General features: G+C 69.3%; 18 protein-coding genes. 9 read left to right on the top strand and 9 right to left on the bottom strand.

The genetic code is table 11. The features are described from left to right. Positions 1-215: 215 nt before the first annotated feature. Complete coding sequence (locus PKF00_RS13000) at positions 216-1391, top strand: FAD-dependent monooxygenase (RefSeq protein WP_271217707.1); 1176 nt, start codon at positions 216-218, stop codon at positions 1389-1391. Positions 1392-1479: 88 nt separating this feature from the next. On the opposite strand, the gene PKF00_RS12995 is transcribed toward PKF00_RS13000, so the two are convergent. Both PKF00_RS12995 and PKF00_RS12990 read right to left on the bottom strand, forming a co-directional pair. Continuing rightward, positions 1480-2259 carry a hypothetical protein gene (locus PKF00_RS12995; RefSeq protein WP_271217706.1) on the bottom strand — a complete coding sequence of 260 codons (780 nt, stop codon included), beginning with the start codon at positions 2257-2259 and terminating at the stop codon, positions 1480-1482. Then, the gene (locus PKF00_RS12990; RefSeq protein ID WP_271217705.1) at positions 2256-3164 is read right to left on the bottom strand and encodes an ABC transporter ATP-binding protein; all 909 of its coding nucleotides are present in this window, start codon (positions 3162-3164) and stop codon (positions 2256-2258) included. The genes PKF00_RS12995 and PKF00_RS12990 overlap by 4 nt, the downstream gene beginning before the upstream one ends. A gap of 133 nt (positions 3165-3297) precedes the next feature. Here PKF00_RS12990 and PKF00_RS12985 point away from each other — a divergent pair, with 133 nt between their 5' ends. The 4 genes from PKF00_RS12985 to PKF00_RS12970 all read left to right on the top strand — a co-directional run bounded on the left by PKF00_RS12985 (position 3298) and on the right by PKF00_RS12970 (position 7129). Next, positions 3298-4410 (top strand): sensor histidine kinase, encoded by a 1113-nt coding sequence (locus tag PKF00_RS12985; protein ID WP_271217828.1) that lies wholly within the window; start codon positions 3298-3300, stop codon positions 4408-4410. After that, positions 4407-5078, top strand: coding sequence for a response regulator (locus PKF00_RS12980; protein WP_271217704.1), 672 nt, complete (start codon positions 4407-4409; stop codon positions 5076-5078). The genes PKF00_RS12985 and PKF00_RS12980 overlap by 4 nt, the downstream gene beginning before the upstream one ends. A gap of 278 nt (positions 5079-5356) precedes the next feature. Then, entirely contained in the window at positions 5357-6625 is a 1269-nt protein-coding gene (locus PKF00_RS12975) for a hypothetical protein (RefSeq protein WP_271217703.1), read from the top strand. Positions 6626-6649: 24 nt separating this feature from the next. Further along, positions 6650-7129 (top strand): GNAT family N-acetyltransferase, encoded by a 480-nt coding sequence (locus tag PKF00_RS12970; protein WP_271217702.1) that lies wholly within the window; start codon positions 6650-6652, stop codon positions 7127-7129. 129 nt (positions 7130-7258) lie between these two features. Here PKF00_RS12970 and PKF00_RS12965 read toward each other — a convergent pair whose 3' ends face one another. From PKF00_RS12965 to PKF00_RS12955, 3 genes are read right to left on the bottom strand one after another with little or no spacing between them, the layout of a single operon-like run. After that, on the bottom strand, positions 7259-8428 hold the full coding sequence (locus PKF00_RS12965) for an MAB_1171c family putative transporter (protein WP_271217701.1): 1170 nt from the start codon (positions 8426-8428) through the stop codon (positions 7259-7261). 1 nt (position 8429) lies between these two features. After that, positions 8430-8882: an ImmA/IrrE family metallo-endopeptidase gene (locus tag PKF00_RS12960; RefSeq protein WP_271217700.1), complete on the bottom strand. Its 453-nt coding sequence runs from the start codon at positions 8880-8882 to the stop codon at positions 8430-8432. A 56-nt stretch (positions 8883-8938) separates the two neighbouring features. Then, positions 8939-9403 (bottom strand): helix-turn-helix domain-containing protein, encoded by a 465-nt coding sequence (locus PKF00_RS12955; protein ID WP_271217699.1) that lies wholly within the window; start codon positions 9401-9403, stop codon positions 8939-8941. A gap of 144 nt (positions 9404-9547) precedes the next feature. On the opposite strand from PKF00_RS12955, the gene PKF00_RS12950 reads away from it, so the two are divergent. The 3 genes from PKF00_RS12950 to PKF00_RS12940 all read left to right on the top strand — a co-directional run bounded on the left by PKF00_RS12950 (position 9548) and on the right by PKF00_RS12940 (position 11323). After that, a complete protein-coding gene (locus PKF00_RS12950; protein WP_271217698.1) occupies positions 9548-9817 on the top strand; it encodes a hypothetical protein in 270 nt (89 codons plus the stop codon). A 41-nt stretch (positions 9818-9858) separates the two neighbouring features. Beyond that, a complete protein-coding gene (locus PKF00_RS12945) occupies positions 9859-10167 on the top strand; it encodes a hypothetical protein (protein ID WP_271217697.1) in 309 nt (102 codons plus the stop codon). A gap of 262 nt (positions 10168-10429) precedes the next feature. Further along, complete coding sequence (locus tag PKF00_RS12940; RefSeq protein WP_271217696.1) at positions 10430-11323, top strand: LysR family transcriptional regulator; 894 nt, start codon at positions 10430-10432, stop codon at positions 11321-11323. Positions 11324-11379: 56 nt separating this feature from the next. Here PKF00_RS12940 and PKF00_RS12935 read toward each other — a convergent pair whose 3' ends face one another. The 3 genes from PKF00_RS12935 to PKF00_RS12925 form a co-directional block, all read right to left on the bottom strand. Further along, a complete protein-coding gene (locus PKF00_RS12935) occupies positions 11380-12531 on the bottom strand; it encodes a serine hydrolase domain-containing protein (RefSeq protein ID WP_271217695.1) in 1152 nt (383 codons plus the stop codon). A 238-nt stretch (positions 12532-12769) separates the two neighbouring features. After that, a complete protein-coding gene (locus PKF00_RS12930) occupies positions 12770-13174 on the bottom strand; it encodes a hypothetical protein (RefSeq protein ID WP_271217694.1) in 405 nt (134 codons plus the stop codon). Positions 13175-13685: 511 nt separating this feature from the next. Then, positions 13686-14288, bottom strand: coding sequence for a TetR/AcrR family transcriptional regulator (locus PKF00_RS12925; protein WP_271217693.1), 603 nt, complete (start codon positions 14286-14288; stop codon positions 13686-13688). Positions 14289-14375: 87 nt separating this feature from the next. On the opposite strand from PKF00_RS12925, the gene PKF00_RS12920 reads away from it, so the two are divergent. Beyond that, entirely contained in the window at positions 14376-15329 is a 954-nt protein-coding gene (locus PKF00_RS12920) for an SDR family NAD(P)-dependent oxidoreductase (protein ID WP_271217692.1), read from the top strand. 16 nt (positions 15330-15345) lie between these two features. On the opposite strand, the gene PKF00_RS12915 is transcribed toward PKF00_RS12920, so the two are convergent. Further along, positions 15346-15849 (bottom strand): Imm26 family immunity protein, encoded by a 504-nt coding sequence (locus tag PKF00_RS12915; protein WP_271217691.1) that lies wholly within the window; start codon positions 15847-15849, stop codon positions 15346-15348. Between the last annotated feature and the right edge of the window lie 71 nt (positions 15850-15920).

Raw genomic sequence — 15920 nt, 5'->3', positions numbered from 1 at the left:
CCGCCTGATCACCGGTGACGCCCAGGTTCATTGCGCCGCGCCCCTGCCCGGAGCGGTGAGTCACCCCGGCTGATGGCAATGCCGGTCAGCTCGGAGGCCACGAAGGCGGGCGTTCCCGTCAGCGCACCCGAACCCGTCAGGGCCCTCTTATGGGGGCACCGCGCCACACATCTCATATGTTACTCTATGTTACGAATCAATCACCTTAGGTAGCAATGGGAGCTCGTGTGAAGGTCGCCTGCGTCGGCGGCGGACCCGCCAGCCTGTACTTCTCGATACTGATGAAGCGTGTGGACCCGTCCCACGACATCACCGTTTACGAGCGGAACCCAGCCGGGTCGACGTACGGCTGGGGCGTGACCTACTGGGCCGACCTGCTCAACGATCTCCACAGCATCGACCCCGATTCCGCGCGCGCCATCCGCGAGCACTCGGTCCGCTGGGACAGCTGGGTCGTGCACGTCCGCGACCGTACGACGATAACGGCGCATCACGGAGAGGAGGGGTTCGGCATCGGCCGGCGCGAGCTGCTCGGCATCCTCGCCGAGCAGGCCCGCTCCCTCGGCGTGCGCATCGAGTTCGAGCGTGAGATCGCCGACGAGGGCGAGCTGACCGACGCCGACCTCGTCGTCGCCGGCGACGGCGTCAACAGCGTGCTGCGCGAGCGCCACGCCGACCACTTCGGCACCGAGGTCTCGGTCGGGCGAAACACCTACGCCTGGCTCGGCACCACCAAGATCTTCGACTCCTTCACCTTCGCCTTCGTGGAGACGCCGCACGGCTGGATCTGGTGTTACGGCTACGGATTCAGCGACAGCCACAGCACCTGCGTCATCGAGTGCTCCCCCACGACCTGGAGGGAACTCGGGCTCCATCAGGCGAACGAGGCCGACGGCCTGGCCCTCCTGGAGAAGCTCTTCGCCGACATACTGGACGGGCATCCGTTGATCGGCCGGGCGCCCGCTGACGGCGGCGCGCACTGGCTGAACTTTCGCACCCTGACCAACCGGACGTGGCATCGAGGCAACCTCGTCCTGCTCGGGGACGCCGCGCACACCACTCACTACTCCGTCGGCGCGGGCACCGCCCTCGCGCTGGGAGACGCCGCCTTCCTGGTCAACGCGCTGCACAGGGACACGCGACTTCCGTCCGCTCTCGCCCGCTACGAGCGGGAACGCAGATCCGCGATCCGGTCTCCCCAGAGAGCGGCCCGCTACAGCGCCCAGTGGTATGAGAACCTCCCGCGCTACATCAACCTTCCACCGCCGCAGATGTTCGCGCTGCTCGGCCAGCGACACTCCGCGCTGCTTTCGCGCATCCCGCCACGGCTGTACTACCGGATCGACCAGCTGGCCGAGCAGCTCAAGTCGCTGTGCGAGGTCAAGCGCTGACCGGGCTCGAGGGCCGCACAGGCGGTGATCGAGGCCGGGAGGCGCGCACCTCCCAGTCCCGACCGGATCCCATGCGGTCCGGCTCTGATCAGTTGTCCCGCCGCTCCACCAGCAGCAGCGCCGGGGCCAGCGCGAGGGCGGCGTACGCGGCCAGGAGCAGAGTGGCCACGAGCGTTCCCGGCTGTGGATCCGGCTGGAGCGTCGTCAGCGATTCGGCGAGCCCGAAGAAGGTGTAGTGGACGACGTGCTCCCGCAGCACGTTGGGGAGCACTGCGGGCAGGGCGCTCATCACCACGAACGTCACCACCATGAACACCGTGATCGCCGCCCCCGTCCCGCGTACCGCCGCTCCGACCGCGAATCCGAACACCGCGATGAAGACCGTGTAGGCGACGCTGCCGAGCAGAGCCTTCCAGGCGCCGCCGTCGCCCAGCCCGATCCCGAGCCCGTCCGGGTAGAGGGCCTGGGTCAGGAAGAACGTCCCGAACGTGAGCGCCGACGCCACCGCCGCGACCACCGCGACCAGCGTCGCCAGCTTCGCCGCCAGGAACAGCCGCCGCCGCGGAACGGCCAGCAGCGAGCTGCGGATCTGCCCGGTCGAGTACTCCGACGTGACCGTCAGCACTCCCAGCACCCCGAACGCGAACTGCGCCAGCAGCACGGCGCTCAGCGGCTCAAGCGGGTCGAACCCGCCCTCCACCAGCCAGGCCTTGGGCCGCGCCGCCGCTTCGACCGGATCGACCGACAACGCCGTCAGCGCTCCGAACACCGGCACGAGCACCGTCGCCGCCCCCAGGCACCACCACGTCGACCGCACCGACCCAAGCTTGATCCGCTCCGACCGCATGATGTACCGGATGTCTGTCATGACCGCCCCTCCAGAGCGTGGTATTCGACTGCTTCGCCGGTGAGGTCCAGGTAGGCCTCCTCGAGGGAGGAGCGGCGTTCGGCGAGGTGGACGATCGGGATGCCGGCTCCGAGGAGGAGTTCTCCGGCACGGGTCGCGTCGACGCCCTTGACGAGCAGGCCGCCCCCGTCGACGGTGACGTCTCCGCCGGCTCGTGCGAGCAGCCCGACCGCCGTACCGGTCTTCGTCTCGGGGACCCGGAGCTCGATGGACGCCGTCGCCATCAGATCGCCGATGGGGGCGTCGGCCAGGAGCCTGCCGCGGCCGATCACGATCAGGTGGTCGGCGGTGTTCTGCATCTCGGCCATCAGGTGGGACGAGACGAAGACCGTCCGGTCCTCGGCGGCCAGGTCCCGCATCAGGGTGCGGACCCACTGGATGCCCTCCGCGTCCAGGCCGTTGACCGGTTCGTCGAACAGCAGGACACCGGGGTCGCCGAGCAGGGCCGCGGCGATGCCGAGCCGCTGGCGCATGCCCAGGCTGAACCCGCGGATCCGGCGGCCGGCCACCGCGGCCAGCCCGGCCAGCTCCAGGCAGGCGTCCACCCGGCGATCCCCGATGCCGTTGGCCGCCGCGATCACCCGCAGATGGTTTCTGGCCGTCCGCCCGGAATGCACCGCTGAGGCGTCCAGCAGCGCCCCGACCCGGGTGAGCGGCCGGTCGAGATCGCGCAGCGGCCGCCCGTCGATCAGGACGCGGCCTTCGTGCGCCCGGTCGAGCCCGAGGATGAGCCGCATGGTGGTGGACTTGCCCGCGCCGTTCGGCCCGAGGAACCCGGTGACGCGTCCCGGACGGACCGTGAAGGTGAGCCCGTCGACGGCCGCGGCCCTGCCGTAGCGCCTGACCAGACCGGTGACTTCGATCATCTTTTACCTCCCTGGGCTCCACGGTCGCCGATCGGGCGCGCGGGCCGCTTCCCCCCACGGTGCCGATCACTCTTCGGACCGTGGGGGGAAGCGGCGGGACGAACCATGTCGATACGGTCGCATCGTGAATGCGATGCGACCGTGGCACTGGACCGCCCTGGACGCCGTCGCCGTCCTGCTGCTGGCCGGGCTCGCCGCGGACGGCGACGGCGAGCCCGGCCTGTTCCTGCCCCTGCTCCTGGTCACGGCCCCGGTCCTGCTCCGCCGCAGGTACCCGGTGCCCGTCCTGATCTGGACGGACGCCATCACCTACTCGCTCGTCTTCCAGCTGGAGGCCACCACGCAGCCCGCCGCCTGGATGCTGGCCTCCTACTCGGTCGCCGTCCGGTCGAGACGCGCGGCCCTCCTCACCGGCGCCGGAACCTGGCTGCTGGCCCAGGGGATCGTCCTCCACCAGGACGACATGACCCCCCTCCAGCTCGTCGTGGTCCCGCTGATCACCACGCTGCCACCGTGCGTGCTGGCCGACGCCGTCCGCCAGCGCCGCCTGTGGATGAGCGCCTTCGCCGACCAGCAGCGCCGACGCGCCGACGCCGAAGCCGGGGCCCGGATCGCCGCGGAACGCCTGACGATCGCCCGCGAACTGCACGACGTCGTCGCCCACGGGGTGACTCTGATGACCGTCCAGGCCGGCATCGCGCGCCTCCGCTCCGCCCCCGACGACCCGCTCCACGAGGTCGTCGAGACGATCGAGCAGACCGGCCGCTCATCCCTCGCGGAGATGCGCCGTCTGATGAACCTCCTCCGCAGCGACGACGCCGACGGCCTCGCCCCCCAGCCCGGCCTGGCCGACCTGGGCGACCTCGTCGCCGCGGCGTCCGCGGCGGGACTGTGCGCCGAACTGGCGATCCACGGCACCCCGCGCCCGCTGACCGCCGGCGCCGACCTGGCCGCCTACCGGATCGTTCAGGAGGCCCTGACCAACGCCGTGAAGCACGCCGCCACCAGGTCGGCGACCGTCGACGTCACCCACGAGGCCGACGGCGTCCGCCTGCGGGTGTTCAACCCCGGCCCGGTCGCCGCGCGCGGCGAGGGCCAGGGCGTCCCCGGCATGAAGGAACGAGCCCGCCTCTACGGCGGCACGGTGAGCGCCGAGCCCACGTCCCCGGACGGCTGGCGGGTAGACGCCTGGCTCCCCCACGGCCCCGAAGAGACGCCCCCCGCACTGGACGAGGTCCGCCGATGATCCGAGTCATGCTCGCCGACGACCAGGCCCTCCTTCGGGTCTCGCTCTCGGCACTCCTGAACACGGAACCGGGCATGCGGGTCGTGGGCACCGCGGAGAACGGCGCCGAGGCAGTGGACCTGGCCGTGGCCCTCCGCCCCGACGTGGTGTTGATGGACGTGCGCATGCCGGGAACGAACGGCATAGACGCCACCCGAAAGATCACCGAAGACCCGTCGATCCGCGTCATCATCCTGACCTCGTTCGACCTGGACGAGTACGTCTTCGCCGGCCTCCGGGCAGGCGCCAGCGGCTTCCTCCTGAAGGACTCACCCCCGGAGGACCTCCTGACGGCGATCCGCGTGGTCGCGGCCGGCGAGGCCCTGCTGACTCCGGCGGCGACCCGCCGCCTGATCGAACGCTTCACCGCCACACCCCCGTCCCCCGCCGACCGCCTCCTCGGATCCACTCCGTCCCGCATGGTCCTCGCCACCCTCACCGACCGGGAACGAGACGTCCTGGCCCGAGTGGCCCGAGGCATGTCCAATGCCGAAATAGCCTCCGACCTGGTCCTGGCCATCAGCACGATCAAAACCCACCTGAGCAACCTGCTCGCCAAGACAGAAGCCCGAGACCGAGCCCAACTGGTCGTCTTCGCCTACGAATCCGGCCTGACCGCCGCGTCCTGAGGCCGTGCGATCAGAGGAGGAATCGCCCGGGCGTGCCGCGACGACGAACGACTCACCTTCACCTGTGCCACCGCACCCGGCTGGTCGAGCCGCACCGGCTCGTCTCGCCCAAGTGCCGCTCGGCGCCTCGAAGAGCTGGATGAGAGTGTCGCGGGGACGGCTTGGACGTCTTTTCCCGTGACGGTCAGCGGCCCGCTCGTTGGGGATGCGCGTTTCGGGTGAACCTCGGCCAGGGGTGCGGCGTCGTATCCATTGTGGATCTTGTCAGACGTCGTGGGATGCGTCTCGCGGCCGCGGCCGTCACCCTGTTGTTCACCCTCGGCGGTTTCGACCAGCTGAAGACACCCGTGCTACCGATGCCCGGGGACGCGGCGGCCTCTGCGGAGGAGATCGCCGACCGGCTGCGGGGCCGCGTGGACGACCACGTCGACCGCAGCTCGGAGGACATGGGCATCATCTACGCTCCCTTCGCGCTGAGCCTGGATGCTCCTCTGCTGCACTGGTGCCGGCCGGAGCAAGAGCCAGGCGTCGAGGCACGGCTGCCGCCCGAAGGCGTGCCCGCCTACACCGGACGGCTGCACGCCGGGGAGGTGGCGAGGCCGCTGGAGGCACGGTTCTGGATCACCTCGCCCGCCCGGGCGAGCCGCTCGGTCGCGGCGGCCCGGCGCGGCGCCGAGCAGTGCGACGATCGCCCGGACTATGCGCTCAGCGACGTGGCCGATTTCGACCGCTGGGGATGGCGCGGCATGCAGGCCCTGGTCACCACGGACAACTGGTCGGAGGACGGTGACTCGGGCGCCAGGGCGACGATCGTGGCCGCGCGTGGCGCGCTGCTGGCCGAGGTGTCGTGGGAATGGGAATTCGAGGCAGGCGGCGTACCGGGCCGGCCGCCGCTGTTCCAGGGTGCCGAGGTGGCGGCGTCCGTGCTGGCCGCCGTGGGCGGCGATCCCACCGGTCCCGCACCCTCCGGCGCCACGTCGGCGGCCTCGACGGCGATGGCCGCCGCCCTGCCCCCGCCGTCCGTGTACGGCGAGAACATGACACCGTGGCCGAGCGCTGAGGACGTCTCTCATGACTGGGTCTGCTCGTGGGCCTTCAACGAGAACGTGTACGGCGGTGCGCCCACCGTCACGCGCCGCCTGATCGGCGAGGTCTCCGTCCGCGAGGACGTGCTGTTCCTGCCCGATGAGCAGAGCGCCGAACAGGCACGCGTCCGGCCGCTGCTGTGGGCCGGACCGGACAGGGGCGGAGGGAGGAGCTGTGAGCTCGACGAGGCGAGCTCCTACAGCGTCGGCCGGCGTCTTGAGTCCTTCGTCAAGGGCTCATGGGTCGGTGAGATCGAGACCTTGGCCATACGGCGCCAGGGCGAGCCGCGTTCCATCGGCCGGGACTCCGTCGCCCACGTCGCCCTGGCTGTGCAGCACGGCTCCACCATGGTCTATCTCCGCTGGCAGGGACCGGCCGGGACCGATCCGGCCGCCGCCCTGCGCGAAGGTCGCGCCGCCCTCACCCACACGCTCGATCTCCTGCCCACCACCGGAGGCTGAGCCTCCACCTGAGATCATCCTCTGATGAGTGGTTCTAGGTACCGCGTGCGTCGCGCGTCGAGTTCCGATCTGGCCGCTGTTCGGGTGGTTCTGGCCCAGAACCAGGCCAGTCGGCCGTCTCGACCGGAGCCGCCAAGGGAGGCGTCCAGCCGGGAGATCTCCATGTGGGAACGCGTAGGGGCGACGCCCGGTCTGACCGTCTACCTGGCCGAGCTGGAAGGTGAGCCGGTGGGGACGGCCAGCATGATGTTGATGCCGCACATCACCTATGACTGTCGTCCGAGTGCGTTCGTCGAAGCCGTCGTCGTCGCATACGCCCACCGCCGACAGGGCGTTGCGACACTCCTCGTCCGGCAGGCTCTGGAAGACGCTCGCGAGGCGTCCTGCTTCAAGATCCAGCTCCTTTCCCACAAACGGCACGCGGACGACGGAGCGCATCGCCTCTACCGATCCCTCGGGTTCACCCCGGAGGCGGAGGGGTTCCGTCTCTACCTCAACGAATGATCACGACGTTCCGGGCGAACACGGCCGGGGCTTCCGTCGGATCCGCCGTCCCGGGGCCGCCTTGGAAGTCGACCGCCGGCAACGCCTTCGGAGTGAACCCGCACGGACATGTGTGAGGTCCCACGGAGTTCAGACCGCTTCAGCGGGCATCGCGTAGGTAGCGCCCGCCCGCTTTCGGACCTCGTCCACCACCGGTGAGCCGGTGAACGCCGCCGACACCGCGCTCAGCCAGGCCGTCTCCGCGTCGATGCTGGGCACCGAGGAGGTGCGCGCGGCAGGCGGTTGCGGCCAGCTGTGCCCGGACTTCCGGGCCACCAGCGCGGCGGCGACCTCGGCGGCCGCCACGGTCGGCTCGTCCTCGGCGGCGGCGTGCCGGCGGGCCGACTCGCGCACCCAGTCCGCCAGTTCGGGCGGCACATGCCGGCGCAGGACCAGCAGGCCGTCCCGGATCTCGATCAGTTTGCGATACAGCGCGAACTCCGCGCCACACCGGGCGGGCGGCGGCAACGCGATACCGGGCAGCGCGGCCACCAACACCGACCACAGCGGCGTTACCGAGCGGAGGTCGCGCCGGGCCGTCAGCCACCGCAGCGGTCGCTCCACCATGCCCTGCCAGGTGGTCACCACCGCGCCCACGACCCACAGCGCCATCGCCATCAGCCCGATCATTCGGCCGACCGGCAGGAAGTCGGCACCGGACAGGCTGGTCACCGACAACCAGAGCGTGGGAAGGCCGGAGTACAGACCCCACACCACGGTCACCGCCGAGGCCGTCACGATCACCCGCAGCCCGGTGCGGAAGCTGCCGCGCGGGCACTGCCGGGCATGCCGGGTGAGCACTCGCATGAACGTCATGAGACAGCCGACCGCGTATCCGACCAGCACCACCTGGTACCCGACGGCGCCGACCCGCCAGCCGAAACCGGGAGCGCTGAACTGGTCGACATGCAGCACCAGGTCGACGAGGCACACCGCCATCAGCGCCCAGCACAGCACCAGCGGCCACAATCGGGTGCGCGGTACGGGGGTCTGGGTGGCACGGGCCAGCCGTACCAGGAAGTGCACAGCCAGCACCTGCAACGCGTTGCTCACCAGCCGGCACACCAGGGCCGTCGTGGGCAGCTCATTGGCAGGCAGCAATCGCACGGTCGGCTCGGCTGAGACCGCCAGCGCCGCCGCCATGCTCAGGAAGAATCCCAGCAGGTATCGCATGCCTGGGCTCAACGGGACGCGCCGCGCGGCGGCCAGCTTGCCTGCGCTGATCAGCACCAGCAGCCCGGACGCGATGTAGCTGATCACCTCAGTCACCGGGACCGAACGCCGAGTGCAGGCGTTCCAGTTCACCGCTCACCGGTTCGGCGGGGACGCCGCGGCGAGCCTTGTGCATGATCATTGAAGCGATCGTCTCCGCCTCCCGCTCCTGCCGTTCGGCGTAGGTCGTGCGACCCAGCACCCGCCGTACGAGCTCGACCGGAAGGTTCGGCATGAGCACCGAGGAGACCGTCTCGTCCAGCCCGCTGGAGCCCACATGGCCGCACAGGAGATGGCCCAGCTCGTGCACCAGGATGTGCTCCTGGTGCAGGGGGCTGGTGTCGGCGGTGTAGAAGATGTAGTCGGTCCGGTCAGTTGCCGCGAGCACGCCGCACGGCGTGCCGGACCGTGCCGCCAGCGGGATCAGCTCGATGGGCCGACCTCTTCTGGCGGCGAGTCCGGCGACGAGTGCGGCGACGTCAAAGGGATTGGGTATGTCCACAGTGGACACGATCTGTGCGCAGTGTCGCCAGAGCGCGTTTCGCGCGTACCGCAACCTCACTCCCCCGGCTTGCGACCGTGCGCCTCCCTGGCACCGCCCCGTTGTGCCTCGCGGCGCTCAATGGCATCGATGATGTCAGCGACCGTGCCGAGACCCTCCTCGGAGAGGTTGACCGCGCGCAGTGCCACATCGCGCACCGCGCTGTTGCGCAACGCGCCGAGCAACTCCAACTCCTTGGCGATCGCCGTCCCCTGTTCGTCGTCGAAGAAGTACGCGGGTGGCACCTGGAAGAAGGCGGCGAGGGCTTCCAGGTGCCGCTTGGTCGGGTTGTCCCTGCGGCCGGTGCGAAGCTGCCAGAGGTAGGTCGCGGAGAAGGTCTCACCGGTGCTCTCCCGGCAGGCCTTGGCCACCTCCTCGTGGCTGTGCTGCTCGCCGTTGGGGCGACGGACCACCTGGAACAGGTGGTCGATCCGGTCGCTGAGCGTGCCGGCCACCGGTGCGCGGTCCTGTTCGTCGGTCATCTGCGCCTCTGGAGGGTAAGCGGCGCTGGCAGCTGAAATGGATAATCATGAAGAGATCATTCATTTCAGTTGACATCGCCATGGTGCGTGACTAGCTTGCTTCTTGATCATATTAGCTGAGATGAATGACAGAGGGGGAGGCGCATGCAGAAGACGCTGGGCGCCGCCGTACTGGCTGCCGCCGCGATCGTGATCGCGGCGGGACCGGCATCGGCGGAAACCCGTTCGTTCACGGCGACAGCTCAGGGCACGAGCCAGACCAGCGCGGTGAACAGCGCGGTGTACCACGCCTACAGCAAGGCGGAGTGGGCCGGATTCCTGCGATCGCAGTGCTACGTGACCTACTCCAGCGCGAGGGCCGGAGACATCCCGGGCAGCTGGTTCGGCACCGCGACAGTCAACTGCCAGCGCTGAACCCCAGGACCGGAACCAGAGAACAGAAGGAGTCTTCAGGAATGCGTTCAATGGTTGTTCGCGGCGTCGTCGCCGCCATGGTCACCGGCCTCGCCGTCCTCGCTCCGGCCGCGGCGTTCGCCGCGCCTGCCGCGACGGGACAGGCGAGCGTGCTCGAGGAGCGCGGCTTCAACGGCATGGCCCTCGAGAACAGCCCCAAGGAGGCCAAGCGCGAGGCGGAGAAGGACGCCCGACGCCAGGCGCTGATCTCGGGCTTCAGCAACGAGCAGTGCGTGCTGCTGTTCGCCGACTCGTCCCGGCTCGGGCCTGGCTACTACTGGGGTAGCGCCTCCATTCGGTGTACCCGCTGACGTCGGCGGTCGCGGCCGTGCCGCGCCGCTGACCGCCGTCGATCACCCGGAGGTGGCGCCCCCAGCCCACCTCCGGGAGTCCGTTCAGCGATGAGCGCTTGGCCAAGCCTCCCTGGCCGACCGCTGTCTTCGCCGGGATTCTGCGAGGGTGCGCAGGTCGGAGCGGCGACGGGGACGTTCCAACCCTCGTCTGCGGCGAGTGACCGATCAATGCGGCCCTGTGCGAAGATCGTGAAGCGGGAGTTAACGATCTGGGGGTGGCATGCTGGAGCGGCACGAGCTGGAGGCGTTTCTGACCCTGGCCGAGGAGTTGCACTTCGGCCACACCGCCGAGCGCCTGCGGGTGTCCACCGCTCGGATCAGCCAGACGATCGCCAAGCTGGAGCGCCGGACCGGGGCGCCGTTGTTCACCCGTACCAGCCGCAGGGTGGAGTTGACCGAGGTCGGGCGGCAACTGTACGACGGGGTACGGCCCGCCTGGGAGCAGATCGCCGCCGCGTTCGCGCAGGCCGTCGACGCCGGCCGGGGTCTGACCGGCACACTGCGGGTGGCCTTCGTCGGCGCGGCGGCCGGGCAGTTGCTCGCCGGGGCCGCCGAGGTGTTCCGCCGGCGCCTGCCCGACTGCGACGTCCGGCTCCGCGAGGCGCAGATGGTCGATCTGATGCCCTGGCTGCGCGACGGCCAGGTCGATCTCGCGCTGGGCACGTTCCCCGTCGACGAGCCGGACATCGTCACCGGCCCGGTGCTGGTGTCCGAAAAGCGGATGCTCGCCGTGCCGTCCCAGCATCCGTTCGCCCGCCGCACGTCGGTCTCGCTCGACGACCTGGCCCGGGTGAAGCTGCTCCAGCTACCGGACACCCTGCCCCTCTCACTGCGCGAGGACCGCACCCCGCGCACCACACCCGCGGGACGGCCGATCGAGCCCGGCACCTCGGCCTCGACGCTCAACGAGATGCTCACGCTCATCGGCGCCGGCCACGGCGCCTTCCCCGTCGGCGCCCATGCCAGGCGCTACTACGCCCGCCCCGACGTCGCCTACATCCCCATCAGCGACGCCCCGCCACTGCGATGGGGCCTGCTGTGGCGGGCCGACCGCGCCACCGCCCGGGTCCGCGCCTTCACCGAGGCCGCTCACGACCTGGTCAGCTCCTCCTGAACGGCGGTCAGCCGCGCCGAGCGGAAGGCGTACGGGTCCACGCTGCTCAGCCCTGTCTACCGCCCCGGCTCGGCCACCTCAGCCGACTCGGCCTGCCCGCCGCAGAACACCTCCTTGACGAGCCTCTGCAGCGTCTTCTGGAACCCCCCCGCCAGGGACATCTCGGCGTCGTCCACATAGGTCAGCGAGGCGGTCAGGGTCTTGCCGCCGTCGGGCGTGCTGTACATCAGCGCCGCGTAACCCGAGATGCCGCCGTTGTGGGTGATGACGGTACCGCCGTCCGGACCCGCCTCCTGCACGAACACCCCCAGGCCGTAGCCGGCCTTGGGATGCGGCGTGCACATCTCGGCCAGCAGCGGGGCAGGCAGGAGCCTGCCGCCCATCAGCGCGGAGATGAACGTGTGGAGGTCCTGGGTGGTCGAGATCATGTCACCGCCGCTGGAGATCCAGGAGGGGTTCTGGCGGCTGACGTCGACCGTCTTCTGCCGGCCGGCGTCCTCATACCGGTAGTAGGCGTGGGCGTGCGGCTCGGGGATCTCCGGCTGGGTGTCCGGCGCCACGGTGCCGGACAGCCCGAGCGGCCCCAGGATCAGCCGCTGCATCTCCTCGGCGAGCGAGCGGCCGGTGACCTTCTCGATCAGCAGCCTGGCCAGCACGTAGTTGGTGTTGGAATAACTCCAGTCCGCCCCCGGCTCGAACCGCGGCGGCTTGGACAACGCCAGCCGCACCAGCTCCTGCGGCCGGTAGGTCTTGAACCGGTTGTCCACCCACTCCCTGCCCGCCCAGCAGATCCCCGGTACGACCGTCCCGTCGTCGTAGTACTCGCCGGTGAAGTTGAACACCCCACTGGTGTGCTGCAGCAGCATCCGCACCGTGATCCGCCGGTCCAGCCCGAACTCGGGCAGGTGATCGGCCGCCGGGTCGTCCAACCCGATCTTGCCCTCGGCCACCAGTTGCAGCACCAGGGTCGCGGTGAAGGTCTTGGTGTTGCTGCCTATCCGGAAGTGCCCGTTCGTCGGCGGCTTCGCGGTCTCGCCCAGCCTGCGCACCCCGGCGCTGCCGACCCACTCGCCTCGCTCATCGTGCACGCGCAACTGCACCCCGGTGAAACCGGAGTCGACGATCTCCTGGATGGCCCTCTGCAGCTCCGGACGGTCCTGCCCGGTTCGCGGGGTGAACTCATCCTGGTCGGTAAGGGGGACGGACATGGTGGTGTGCTCCTTTGGATCTGTGACGAATTTGATTGAACGGATGAACGGTGGGACGCGGTCCTTTCGATGCCCAGAGGCCTGGGTCGCTCGGGTCGAGTCGCCCCGAGGAGAGCGCCCCCGGCCCTTGAGGCCGCAGTCGCCGAACCGGTCATGGCATCCACGCCCGCCGTGCCGCCGTGTCACGGGGCCCGGCGAGGGCCCCGTGCAAGCTGTGGCTGCGCGGGTCGGCATGCCGTCAGGCGGCGTCGAGGGCCTCGGTGATCTTGCGGGCCATCTCGACCAGGGTGGGGCTGGGCTGGCCCTGGTGGGTCCGGGCGGCTGCTTCGACGGCGACGACGACGGTGCTGCGGAAGTTTCCGGCCTCCGCCGGATCCTGCTGCTCGAGCAGGCTCATGGCTGCCGTCAGGGCCGGCAGCACCTGGTCGGCGAGGTCGGCTACGGACTTGCCGTATTTCACGCCCTTGGGCGCCTTGGTGAGCACGTGCCCGACCAGGCCGGTCGCGGAGGTCAGGGCGATGGAGCCTTCGGTGGCGACCTTGTGGGCCGAGCCGGCGGCACCGGCGGCGGACATCAGTGAGACGGCGCCCCACGCGGCGGTCCGCAGGGTGAGCTTGTCCTGGTCGGTAAGGGTGACGGACATGGTGGTGTGCTCCTTTAGATCTGTGACGAATTCGATTGAACGGATGAACGGTGGGACGCGGTCCTCTCGGTGCCCAGGGGCCTGAATCGCTCGGGTCGAGTCGCCCCGAGGAGAGCGCCCCCGGCTTTTGAGGCCGCAATCGCCGAACCGGTCATGGCGTCCACCATCGCCGACCGCTCTGATACCGGGCCGTCGCCGTCCTGACGCGGCCACTGACACGCCACCGCATGCTCAGCGCGAGGGCTGGTCAGCTGGGTCGAGGGCGTCCGTGAGGGACTCAGTGGCAGGCCGGAGGGAACGCCAGGAGCGGATGCCCCGCCGCTGGGGCTGGAGCCGATCGCTGATGTTGACTGCACCGGCCGGTTCTGGGACGCCCCGCCCGGCACCGCGGATTCCCACGGACGATGAGCCTGGCGACGACGAACGTCACGGCGCCATGAACCGGCATCCGATGAAAAGTCAACGAAGTTGTCTCTGACCTGCGGTTACGCACTTCTCCGCGCGCGGTTCCTCACCCCGGGCGATCCGTCACTTCTTCGGGTGACTCGGGCCAGCCGGATTCGAGAAGGTCGAAGACGGCGTTCAGCGCGGCCAAAGGGTCCGGCTCCGTGCCCGCGAGTCCGGGAATCTCCAGGACATAGCGGGCCAGAGCGCGGACGGTCATGTCGGAGGGGGCGCGACCGCTCTCGGTGGCGATCGCCTCGGCCAGGGTTCCCTCGCCGGCTATCCAGAGCTTGCGCGAGTATTCCCGCAAGGCGGGCGTGCTGACGATCAGGTCGCGCTTGCGCCGAAGTTCGGGCGGGAGATCGTTGGTGAAGGGGCCCCGGGCTGCCATGCAGCGGCGCAGGGATTGCAGCACTGACTGACCGGGGGGCCGATCGCGGACCGCGGCGGCCAGCCAGACGGGTCGTTCGGCGCCGTCGTCGAAGATCAGCGCTTCCTTGCCGTCCGGCACGTGCGCGAAAAGGGTGGCGATTGAGACGTCGGCCTCGTCGGCGATCTGAGCGACGGTGACGCCGTCGTACCCGTGCTCGCAGAAGAGCCGCAACGCGGCCTCCGACAACGCCCGGCGAGTCTGTGCCTTCTTGCGCTCGCGGCGCCCCGTCGTCGGCATGTCCACACCGTATCGCAACCTGAAACGCATCTGAATCTATAATGATTACAGTTTCAGAGTCAGTTTAGATTTGTAAGGAGCCGGACCATGTCCCCCCTCCGCAGTTCAGCCCCCTGGGACGTACGACGCCTGCCGCGCGCCGAGGGCAAGAACTTCCTCGTCACCGGCGGCAACGCGGGCATCGGATACTTCGTCGCCGAACAGCTCGCCGGCACCGGCGCCACCGTCGTCATCGCCAGCCGTGCCCCCGCCAAGGCCGAGGCCGCACAGGTCTCGATCCGCACCCGCGTCCCCGGCGCGCACGTCCGTCACATCCGCCTGGATCTCGCAGACCTTCCCTCACTCAAAGCCTCCGCGGACGCTCTGGGACTGGAAAGACTGGACGCGGTCGTCTGCAACGCCGGAGTGCTGCTCGACCAGCCGCCACGGCGCGAGACCAGGGACGGCAACGAGCTGATGTTCGCCACCAACCACCTGGGGCACTTCGCGCTGATCTCATGGCTCGCCCCCCTGCTGACGGCCACACCCGCGAGCCGTGTCGTCACCACCGGCAGCTTCACGGCGAAGTCCGAGAGCCTGGACCTTGACGATCTGCAAAGCACGCGCGACTACCGGCCGAAGCGTACCTACGCACGATCCAAACTCGCGCAGATGCTCTTCGGCTTCGAACTCGATCGCCGCCTGCGCGCCGCCGGCAGCGCGACGCTGAGCGTGGTCACCCATCCCGGCGGCGCACTCGACTCCCTCACTCCCCCGCGTCCGCCGGTCCACATCCGAACCGGCGGCGAACGGCTGCGCGGCCTGCCCGCCGGCCTTCTCCTGCAAAGCAAGGAGGCCGCCGCCTGGCCCGCCGTCCGGGCCGTCCTCGACCCCTCCGTGCGCGGTGGCCAGCTTTGGGGGCCCCGGGTGTTCGGGATCCGCGGCCTGCCCGTTCTCGAACCCGTCCAAGGTCACCTGGCCGACACCGTGCTCGCGGCGCACCTGTGGGCTGCCACCGCCGGCCTGACCGGTCTCGACCCAAGCTCGAACCTCAGGAGCTGACCCGCGCCTTGAAGAGTCAATAGTCTTCTGGCCCTTCGAGCGTAGGCAGGCCGAGAGCCGCCCCGACCTCACTGCTGATGCCCGAATAGCTGGCCAAGCCGAACATGCCGCAAGGTTCAATTTTTCCTTGTATTGGTCGACGCATTTCATCCACATACCTGCGGAACGGCACATCCCAAAAGCAGTGTTGACCAAGGACGTCTTGTTCGCCTGGCGGGACATTGGCGAGGGTCTGAAAATATCCCATCGTCCACGGTCTGCGATTGGTGAAGACCGGCGGTATCAGAAAAGACCGCACGCCGATCGTCTCGAAGTCGATGGACGTGCTGGAACTCTCGAATTCATAGATGTACAGCAGGCAAGAAGCCTCGGTAAGCGGATGATCTCCGGGCATGGAAGGGATGATCACGCGCCCGAAGAAATGTCCGCGCGTCTTCACCCGGAAAGTGAACAGGTCACCGGCCGACAGGGGCTTGCGCGACCTCTTGAGCACCTCGAAGTGGAGTTTGTCATCATGCACCCTCGAATTCTACCAATCACAGGAGATGAGGGGCGTTCGTTCCAAGCCGCCTTCTTCTCTTCGACAACTTC

Source organism: Streptosporangium carneum (assembly GCF_027922005.1).
GTDB lineage: Bacteria > Actinomycetota > Actinomycetes > Streptosporangiales > Streptosporangiaceae > Streptosporangium > Streptosporangium carneum.
Note: the sequence above shows the minus strand (reverse complement) of the source record. Positions and strands in the feature narration are given on the sequence as shown.